At 50.6% G+C, this 10,097-nt stretch carries 10 protein-coding genes; 3 read left to right on the top strand and 7 right to left on the bottom strand.

What is annotated here, in order from left to right:
• Positions 1–34 precede the first annotated feature (34 nt).
• From R3177_RS09880 to metK, 7 genes are all read right to left on the bottom strand, one after another.
• Complete coding sequence (locus R3177_RS09880) at positions 35–331, bottom strand: DUF1653 domain-containing protein (RefSeq protein ID WP_318970873.1); 297 nt, start codon at positions 329–331, stop codon at positions 35–37.
• Positions 315–737, bottom strand: a complete 423-nt coding sequence (gene ruvX, locus R3177_RS09875; RefSeq protein WP_318970872.1) for a Holliday junction resolvase RuvX — start codon at positions 735–737, stop codon at positions 315–317. Before ruvX ends, R3177_RS09880 begins: the two co-directional genes overlap by 17 nt.
• Positions 737–1,294: a YqgE/AlgH family protein gene (locus tag R3177_RS09870; RefSeq protein ID WP_318970871.1), complete on the bottom strand. Its 558-nt coding sequence runs from the start codon at positions 1,292–1,294 to the stop codon at positions 737–739. Before R3177_RS09870 ends, ruvX begins: the two co-directional genes overlap by 1 nt.
• Before the next feature lie 70 nt (positions 1,295–1,364).
• Positions 1,365–2,321: a glutathione synthase gene (gene gshB / locus R3177_RS09865; protein WP_318970870.1), complete on the bottom strand. Its 957-nt coding sequence runs from the start codon at positions 2,319–2,321 to the stop codon at positions 1,365–1,367.
• 7 nt (positions 2,322–2,328) lie between these two features.
• The gene (gene rsmE, locus R3177_RS09860; RefSeq protein ID WP_318970869.1) at positions 2,329–3,057 is read right to left on the bottom strand and encodes a 16S rRNA (uracil(1498)-N(3))-methyltransferase; all 729 of its coding nucleotides are present in this window, start codon (positions 3,055–3,057) and stop codon (positions 2,329–2,331) included.
• A 131-nt stretch (positions 3,058–3,188) separates the two neighbouring features.
• On the bottom strand, positions 3,189–4,757 hold the full coding sequence (locus R3177_RS09855; RefSeq protein ID WP_318970868.1) for an AbgT family transporter: 1,569 nt from the start codon (positions 4,755–4,757) through the stop codon (positions 3,189–3,191).
• A gap of 204 nt (positions 4,758–4,961) precedes the next feature.
• Positions 4,962–6,110 carry a methionine adenosyltransferase gene (gene metK, locus R3177_RS09850; RefSeq protein ID WP_318970867.1) on the bottom strand — a complete coding sequence of 383 codons (1,149 nt, stop codon included), beginning with the start codon at positions 6,108–6,110 and terminating at the stop codon, positions 4,962–4,964.
• 315 nt (positions 6,111–6,425) lie between these two features.
• Here metK and tkt point away from each other — a divergent pair, with 315 nt between their 5' ends.
• From tkt to pgk, 3 genes are all read left to right on the top strand, one after another.
• Entirely contained in the window at positions 6,426–8,426 is a 2,001-nt protein-coding gene (gene tkt / locus R3177_RS09845; RefSeq protein ID WP_318970866.1) for a transketolase, read from the top strand.
• Between the two features lie 57 nt (positions 8,427–8,483).
• The gene (epd, locus tag R3177_RS09840) at positions 8,484–9,491 is read left to right on the top strand and encodes an erythrose-4-phosphate dehydrogenase (protein ID WP_318970865.1); all 1,008 of its coding nucleotides are present in this window, start codon (positions 8,484–8,486) and stop codon (positions 9,489–9,491) included.
• Positions 9,492–9,513: 22 nt separating this feature from the next.
• A partial coding sequence (pgk, locus tag R3177_RS09835; protein WP_318970864.1) for a phosphoglycerate kinase occupies positions 9,514–10,097 on the top strand: 584 nt, incomplete at its 3' end.

Below are 10,097 nucleotides of genomic sequence, written 5' to 3'. Positions count from 1 at the left end.
TGGCGTGGTTAAACAGGCAGAACAATCATTATTGTTATGCCGGCGGTTGTTCGCCAATATATTGAAAACGGGCCAGTTGTTCACCGGCAATGCTAATTGTTTCACTGAACATTCTGGCAGGCCGCGCCCACAGACCGTAGTCGCCATATAATGCCCGGTAGATGACCAGCCACTCGCCCGTTTCACTGTGCCTGGCTAAATCGATAACCTGATAGCAGGCGCCCTTATAATGCTGATAATAGCCGCGGGCGATGCTGGGTTCGGGGTTGTTACTCTGGGCAGGGCTATTAACGGGTTCAGGACGATTAACCGGTTCAGGACTGTTGCTCATACCAACCTTCAAAAATTATCTGTGCCGACAAACTGTCGACCTTATCTTTGCTAAGATTGCGATAACCTCCCTCGGCAAACAAGCGACTGCGGGCATCGGCGGTAGATAAGCGCTCGTCGTGAAATGCCACCGGCAAGCCAAACCGGCCATGCAGCCGGTTAGCAAACTTGCGGGTGCGGCTGGTAAAATCCTGCTCGCTGCCGTCCATATTCAGTGGTAACCCCACCAGCAGCAGTTGTGGTTGCCAGTCAGCAATTAATTTGGCTATCTGCTGCCAGTCTGGGGTACCATCCTGGGCCTTTAATGCTGGTAACAAGCTGGCGCTGCCGGTAAGGTCATTTCCAACCGCTACGCCAATACTTTTGGTACCGTAGTCAAAGCTAAGTACTGTTTTACTGGCGGCCATCAGGCATGTCCTGCCTCAGACGTCAGCTGCCAGGGCTTAATGCCCATTTTTGCCGTGGCTGAATGCCATTTGTCTGCATGACTTAAATCAAAAATAATACCGTTGTCAGCCGGGATAACCAGCCAGCTGTTATCGGCAATTTCCTGCTCCAGTTGACCCGGGGTCCAGCCAGCATAGCCAAGGGCCAGTAAAAACTTCTCTGGCGCGTCAGCGGTAGTTAAGTCGGTTAAAATATCTTTAGATGTGGTGACCATCAGGCCATTATTTAACGCCAAGCTACTGCTGTAACCGGCTTTGGGGCTATGCAGGACAAAACCACGATCGCTTTGAATCGGACCGCCGGCGCACACCGCGCTGTTGGCTACCTTGCTTTTATGATCAAACTTAATTTGCAATTGGTCTAATAGTTCGGCCACGGTGACGTTAAGTGGATGATTAATAACAATACCCATCGCCCCCTCTGCACTGTGCTCACAAATGTAGGTGACACTGCGCTTAAACATCGGGTCGTCCAGCGCGGGCATGGCAATTAAAAAGTGGTCCTGGAAATCTTGCATAACAACCTCACTTTTGCAGTTAGAGCATTGTGGTTACTGCAAAGTAACTGCAGTAACGTGGTTACGGCACTCAGGTAACATTCAGGCGGTGTTCGATTGCATCGAATAACATACCGGTAATACTGACCGGATAAGCCGCCTCGATTTCACGAATACAGGTGGGACTGGTAACATTGATTTCAGTAAGCTTATCACCAATTACGTCCAAACCCACAAAAATCAGCCCTTTTTGTTTTAGTACCGGGCCAAGCGCCCGTGCTATCTTCCAGTCTGTTTCAGACAGCGGCCGCGCTTCACCCCGGCCGCCGGCTGCCAGATTACCCCGGGTTTCGCCAACGGCCGGGATCCGGGCCAGGCAATAGGGTACCGGCTCGCCGTCTACCACTAAAATCCGCTTATCGCCTTCGTTGATCTTAGCAATATATTGCTGGGCCATGGCATAGCGGCTGCCATGCGCTGTTAAGGTTTCAATAATCACGCTGACATTGGCATCACCTGCTTGTAAGCGGAAGATGGACGCGCCACCCATACCATCCAGCGGCTTTAAAATAATATCCTGTTCGGCCTTATAAAACGCTTTTAAGCGGGCTGCGTCCCGACTGACCAATGTTTTTGGGGTAAACTCGCTAAACCAGGCGGTATAAAGTTTTTCATTGGCATCCCGCAGGCTTTGCGGCTTGTTGACAATCAGGCTGCCGGCTTGTTCGGCCCGCTCCAGAATGTAGGTGGCATAAATATATTCAGTATCAAATGGCGGATCTTTACGCATCAAAATAACGCTTAATTCAGCAAGCGCGATATCCTGCTCTTTATTAAACTGAAACCAGTGCTGACTATCCTCGCGCACGGTCAGGGTTTTCGTTCTGGCCCGTGCTTCGCCTTCCAGCAGGTATAAGTCAGCCATTTCCATATAATGAATTTCATAACCGCGATGCTGGGCTTCAAGCAACATGGCAAAGCTGGAATCTTTTTTAATATTGATCTGGCTGATGGGGTCCATCACTACCCCGAGTTTAATTACGGTCATAATACCCTCAGGCGAGATCGCCAAATTGCAATTGCAAGGCACTGATTGCACTCAGCGCCGCTGTTTCAGTACGAAGTACCCTTGGTCCTAACTGAATACCGGTAAAGCCAGCCTGGCCGGTGGCAGCAACCTCAGCGTCTGTAAAACCACCTTCCGGGCCGATAACCAGCCGGATATGCTGACTGGCTGTTAAGGTTTTAATGGTGGCGCCGGCCCGCGGATCCAAGGTCAGGCGTAATGATTTTGTATCCTGGGCCAGCCACTCTTCTAACGATATCGCCGGATGGACTGTCGGAATGACACTGCGGCCACTTTGTTCACAGGCACTAATCGCGATTTTCTGCCATTGTTCATTTCGCTTGACAAGCCTGTCGCCATCGAGCTTAACGCCACAGCGGCCGGTAAACAGTGGGGTAATTTCAGTAACGCCGAGTTCAACAGCTTTCTGAATAGCGAAGTCCATTCTGTCGCCGCGTGATATTGCCTGGCCCAGATGGATAGACAGCGGGGACTCTACCGGATTCGGCTCGGCTGCCGTTATGCTGACCGTGATCTGCTTTTTATTAACGTCACTTATCGTAGCTGTATAATTACGACCATCACCGTTAAATAATTGCAGAGCCTGACCCGGTTGCATCCGCAGTACCCGGCCAACATGGTTGGCAGCGTCGTCATCCAGTGTGCAAGCGGTATTAATGGACAGGGGCTGAGGGGTATAAATTCGGGGGATGCGCATACTGACTGCTCCGGCATAAAAGTGCTTAATGGTAGCAGGGAAATGGTCAATCCAAAATAAAAAACCGCTGCAGTAGCAGCGGTTTCAACCAGAACAATTAAAAGTTTATCCACTGAAAGCCAGTGCTGTTATCACTGACCAGCAGGGAAGGTATAACTTGAACCGATACCCAGTGGAAGATCCAGCGCCCAGTATCCCAACAGAAAGCATGACCATAAAATCAGCATGGCGACCGAGTAGGGCAGCATCAATGCAATCAGGGTACCGATACCGGTTGATTTAACATACTTCTGGCAAAATACCACGACCAGCGGGAAGTACGGCAGTAGCGGCGTGATGATATTGGTTGATGAGTCCCCCACCCGGTAAGCGGCTTGCGTCAGATCGGGAGATACGCCTAATTCCATCAGCATCGGCACCATAACAGCGCCTATCAGCGCCCACTTGGCTGAAGCCGAACCGACTAACAGATTAACAAAACCAGACAGGAACACGATACCAATTAAGGTAAAGCCCATCGGGAAGGCCATCTCTTTTAACCAGTTGGCGCCTTTAATCGCCATAATAGCACCGAGGTTAGACTGACCGAAGGCATAAATAAACTGGGCACAGAAAAACGCCATAACGATATAGTAGCCCATGCCACTCATCGCTTTGCTCATGCCCTTGATAATTTCCCGATGGTTGTCGGCAGTACCGGCAACATAACCGTAGACAATACCGGGCAGTAAAAAGAAGATAAAAATAATGCCAACGATCGACTGCATTAACGGGGCGGCAAAATCAGTCAGTGAACCATTGGCCGCGCGCCAGGCAGAAGTTTCCGGAACGGCAGACACCACCAGTAAACCAATGCTGACCAGCATAGAAAATGCCGCCCAGATTAAGCCTTTGCGCTCATTCGGTTTCAAATCGTCCATTTTGGGTAAATCAGCAGCATCAGCGTCGACTACCGTGGATGCGTTTAAGCGTGGCTCGATAAATTTGTCGGTTAGTACCCAGCCAATTAACACCACCAGTGCGGTTGAAGCGGTGGTGAAATAATAGTTATTCAGCGGGTTAATCATCATGTCCGTTGCTGCCGGGTTGGCCGATAAGCGGGCAGATGCCTGAGTAAAACTGGCTAACAGCGGATCCAGGCTCGATGGCAGCACGGTTGCCGAGAAGCCACCCGATACGCCGGCAAACGCTGCAGCGATACCCGCCAGCGGATGGCGGCCAGCGGCATAAAATATGACTGCACCCAGTGGAATCACCAGCACATAGCCGGCGTCAACTGCCATATGGCTGACGACACCCACAAACACCAGTACCGGCGTTAACAGCATTTTCGGCGTCACACTTAAAATAGAACGCAAACCGGCATTAATAAAACCGGTGTACTCAGCGACCCCTAACCCCAGCATTGCAACCAGCACCACACCCAGAGGTGGAAAGGTGACAAAGGTGTTAACTAACTTTGCCATAAAAGTGGCCAGCGAGTCTGCCTGCAACAGATTATTGACCACGATAGCTTCGCCGGTACGCGGGTCGACTTCATTAAAAGTGACACCGGACAACAGCCATGATGCCACCCAGACCATGACCATTAAAATAGCGAATAGCATTGCCGGATCGGGTAACTTATTACCGACAACTTCGATCCCGTTCAGCGCACGGTTCAGCCAACCGGTTCTTGCGGCAGCAGTTTGCTCAGACATAATATTTCCTTTGACCTTGTTATCTTTCTTATCTTTTTAGTTTGTCAGCTGCGGTTAACTGGCAGCTTACCCTGGAAGGTAAAACGTCCTTATCATACACAAAACACCGGTTCAGGTAAGCGTAAAATAAGCTGAACTACCAATTTAAAAGGAAAAAAGAGAGCCGAAGCTCTCTTTTTTAGCACAAAGGCTGTTGAAGACTGCTTACTTTGCATACTGACGCAGTAAATCAGCTTTGTCTGTTTTTTCCCACGGGAATTCGCTGCGGCCAAAATGACCATAAGCAGCAGTAGCGCCATAAATCGGCCGCTCCAGATCGAGCATTTCAATCAGGCCATAGGGTCGCAGGTCAAAATGCTCGCGCACCAGTTTAATTAACTGCTCTTCAGTCAGTTTACTGGTACCAAAGGTTTCAAGGCTGATTGAAGTAGGCTCAGCCACACCGATAGCGTAAGACACCTGTAATTCGCAGCGGTCAGCCAGGCCGGCGGCGACGATGTTTTTCGCGACATAGCGCGCAGCGTAAGCTGCTGAACGGTCAACTTTTGACGGATCTTTACCGGAGAAAGCACCACCACCATGGCGCGCCATGCCGCCGTAGGTATCGACAATAATTTTGCGGCCGGTTAAACCACAGTCGCCCATTGGGCCACCAATCACAAAACGACCGGTCGGGTTAATAAAGTATTTGGTGCTTTTGGTTAACCATTCAGCAGGAAGTACTGGTTTGATGATGGTTTCCATGACGGCTTCGCGCAAATTTTCAGTACTGATACTGTCACAGTGCTGGGTGGATAACACCACGGCGTCAATACCAACCGGCTTACCGTCTTCATAAATAAAGCTGAGCTGTGATTTCGCATCCGGCCGCAACCAGGGCAAGGTGCCGTCTTTGCGGACCTGAGCCTGGCGCTGTACCAGACGGTGCGCATAGGTTACCGGTGCTGGCATTAATACATCAGTTTCATTGCTGGCATAACCAAACATTAAGCCTTGATCTCCGGCACCCTGTTCCCGCGGGTCGTGTTTGTCCACCCCCTGATTAATATCGGGTGACTGTTTACCAATGGCATTAAGGACGGCACAGGAATCGGCGTCAAAGCCCATATCGGAGTGGGTGTAACCAATTTCACGAACCGTTTTCCGGGTCAGTTCTTCGATATCAACCCAAGCGGACGTCGTTATTTCACCGCCTACCAGTACCATACCGGTTTTTACAAAAGTTTCGCAGGCAACACGGGCTTTCGGGTCTTGTTCCAGAATTGCATCTAATACTGCATCGGAGATTTGATCGGCGATTTTGTCCGGATGTCCTTCAGATACCGACTCAGAAGTAAAAATATGTTGTGCCATCTGTGTATTCCACCAAAGTTGGTTAATTCATCACGCTGGCGGCTAAACTGCAATTGTGTCAGGCCTTAACTGCTGCCTTGTCACTGCCACCAGAAAAATAGCCGCTTATTTTAGTTAAACAGAACTGTGTTGGCTAGTAATATTTGACGCCCAGACGTCTTTAATGCCAAAGTTTACGGTAAAGTTAACAGGCCGATCACTGCAAACCGGAAAATAATGGTCGCCAAGGATTATCATTTGCCATCTGACCGGCAGTAAGTGAAAATAAGGCCACGTTTTATGTTGTCCTCATGAAAACCAGCAGCAGGAGCTACAATGCCATCTCGTAAACAACTCGCCAATGCTATCCGTGCATTAAGTATGGATGCCGTTCAAAAAGCAAAATCAGGCCACCCCGGCGCCCCGATGGGCATGGCAGATATTGCTGAAGTGCTCTGGCGGGATTACCTGAAGCATAACCCCGCTAACCCGGCATGGACTGATCGCGACCGCTTTATTTTATCTAACGGTCATGGCTCTATGCTGTTGTATTCACTGCTGCACCTCAGTGGCTACGATTTAACTATTGACGATCTGAAGCAGTTCAGGCAGTTGCATTCGAAAACCCCGGGACATCCTGAATACGGTTATGCTCCGGGTGTTGAAACCACCACAGGTCCGCTGGGGCAGGGGGTTACTAATGCTGTGGGTATGGCGCTGGCAGAGAAAACCCTGGCTGCGCAGTTTAACCGCCCGGACTTTCCGGTTGTTGACCATTACACCTATGTTTTTTTAGGGGATGGCTGTTTAATGGAGGGTATCTCCCATGAGGCGTGCTCAATTGCCGGTACGCTCGGCCTGAATAAGCTTATTGCGTTCTGGGATGATAATGGTATTTCTATCGACGGTCATGTCGAGGGCTGGTTCACCGATGATACCCCGGCCCGTTTTGCCGCTTATGGCTGGCACGTTATTGCCAATGTTGATGGACATAACAGTGACGCGGTAAAAGCGGCCATAGCGCAGGCGCAGGCGCAGACAGATAAACCCACCCTGATTTGCTGTAAAACCGTTATTGGCTATGGCGCACCTAACAAAGGTGGCAGTCATGATTGCCATGGCGCTCCGCTGGGCGATAGTGAAATTGCCGCTGCCCGCGAATATCTGCAGTGGCCACATAAACCGTTTGAAATACCGGATGAAATTTACCGAGAGTGGAGTGCTCTTGAAAAGGGCGCAACGGCCGAACAGCAGTGGAACAGCCTGTTCGCTGCTTATCAAAAGGCTTACCCTGAGCTGGCTGCTGAATTCAGCCGTCGAACCGCAGGTGAGTTACCAGCGAACTGGGCTGAGCAGTCCCAGGCGTACATTGAAAAACTGCAAGCCAATCCGGCAACCATTGCCAGTCGCAAGGCCTCGCAAAATGCCCTGAATGCATTCGGGCCATTACTGCCGGAGCTGCTGGGCGGCTCTGCTGATTTAGCCGGCTCCAACCTGACTATCTGGGATGACTCCAAACCGCTGACGGCCGAAGACGCCAGTGGCAACTACATTTATTACGGTGTGCGTGAATTTGGCATGTCAGCCATGATGAACGGCATTGCCCTGCACGGTGGCTTTGTACCCTATGGTGCCACTTTCCTGATGTTTATGGAATATGCCCGCAATGCTGTACGAATGGCTGCGTTAATGAAACAGCGGGTTATTTTTGTTTATACCCACGATTCAATTGGTTTAGGAGAAGATGGTCCGACCCATCAACCGGTAGAACAGCTGATCAGTTTGCGGGCGACACCTGGTTTGATGAACTGGCGGCCCTGTGATCAGGTGGAGTCTGCGGTTGCCTGGCAGGCAGCGATCGAGCGAAACGATGGCCCGACCACGCTGATTTTCAGCCGGCAGAATCTGGTGCAGCAACAGCGTGATGGCGCCACCGTCAGTAATATCAGACGAGGCGGTTATGTGCTGATTGACTGCAAACAACAACCTGACCTGATCATTATTGCCACGGGCTCAGAGGTTGAACTGGCCGTGCAGGCGGCGAAGATACTGACAGAGCAGGGCAAACAGGTGCGGGTGGTGTCTATGCCTTCTACCGATGTATTTGATGCCCAGGATGCAGCTTATCGCGAAGCCGTGCTGCCGGCAGCCGTTACCCGGCGAATTGCAGTCGAAGCCGGTATCGTAGACAGCTGGTATAAATATGTCGGCTTAACGGGTGATATCATCGGCATGAACAGTTTTGGCGAATCGGCCCCGGCCGAGCAACTGTTTAAACACTTTGGTATTACCGTTGATGCCATCGTCCAGGCGGCAGCAAAATTACTAAACGACTAGCCGTTAGCTTAACAATAATTCCGGGGCCGCTCTGCGGTCCCATTTCTATGTGGTGATATGGGCATTAAACTGGCAATTAACGGCTTTGGCCGGATTGGCCGCAATATACTGCGGGCTATTTATGAAAATGGTTGGCAACAGCAGTTGCAGGTTGTTGCTATCAATGAGCTGGCTGATGCCAAAGGCGTAGCCCATTTATTAAAGTATGATACTTCTCATGGCCGGTTTGGTTTTGAGGTAGCGTCTTTTGCCGGTGGCATCAGGGTAGCGGGAAATGACATTGCACTATACAGTGAGGCTGATCCGCTGGAGCTGCCCTGGGCCGAATTAGAGATTGATATTGTGCTGGAATGCACCGGCGTATTTCACAGCCGGCAGCATGCCAGTTGGCATCTGACAGCCGGAGCAAAGAAAGTGTTGTTTTCGCATCCGGCCGATACAGATATTGATGCCACTATTATCTATGGCATTAATCAGCATTTACTGACCCCCGACATGACAGTGGTATCAGCCGGCTCATGTACGACAAATTGCATTGTCCCGGTTATTCAGGTTCTGGATCAGCATTTCGGGGTGGAAAGCGGCACTATTACTACAATTCATGCGTCAATGCATGATCAACAGGTTATCGATGCGTACCATCCTGATTTACGCCGTACCCGGGCAGCGAGTCAGTCAATTATTCCGGTGGACACCAAACTGGCGTTGGGGATAGAGCGCATTTTACCCAAATTTGCCGGCAGGTTTGAAGCAATAGCAGTACGGGTACCGACTGTTAATGTTACGGCGATGGATTTAAGTGTTACTTTGCATCAGGACGTAAGCATCGACAAGGTCAATAATGCATTACAACAGGCCGGTGTTACCAGTTTAAGCGGCATTCTCGATTATACTGAAGAGCCGCTGGTGTCGGTTGATTTTAATCATAACCCGCACTCTTGCATTGTCGATGGCTCGCAGACCCGGGTCAGTCACAAGCGCCTGGTGAAATGTCTGGTGTGGTGCGATAACGAGTGGGGCTTTGCCAACAGGATGCTCGATACAGCGCGGGCCATGCTGCAATAATATTTATGACAAGGAGCAAACAATGAGCGTTATTCGGATGAGCGATCTGGATTTAGCCGGTAAGCGGGTACTGATACGGGAAGATTTAAATGTCCCGGTTAAAGATGGCAAAGTTAGCTCGGATGCCAGGTTAAAAGCCGCCATTCCCACTTTGCAGCTGGCGCTGGATAAGGGGGCAAAAGTGATGGTGATGTCGCATCTTGGACGTCCCGAGGAAGGGGTATTTGCAGCTGACGCTTCATTGCAACCGGTGGTAGATTATCTGGCACAGGCACTGACGGTGCCGGTGCGTTTAGCCCGCGACTATCTGCAAGGCGTCGAGGTAAATAGCGGCGAAGTCGTGGTGTTTGAAAATGTCCGTTTTAACCATGGCGAAGCAAAAAACGATGATACTCTGGCAAAACAGCTTGCTGAGTTATGCGATGTGTTTGTGATGGACGCCTTTGGCACGGCGCACCGGGCGCAGGCATCCACGCATGGTGTTGCTAAATATGCGGCTGTTGCATGCGCCGGCCCGCTGCTGGTTGCTGAACTGGATGCACTGGGCGCAGCACTGAAGAATCCGAAACGGCCACTGGTAGCTATTGTTGGTGGCTCCAAGGTGTC

Source organism: Arsukibacterium sp., from assembly GCF_033722355.1.
Lineage (GTDB): Bacteria > Pseudomonadota > Gammaproteobacteria > Enterobacterales > Alteromonadaceae > Alishewanella.
The sequence above is the reverse complement of the archived record's forward strand: the minus strand, read 5'-3'. Positions and strand labels throughout refer to the sequence as shown.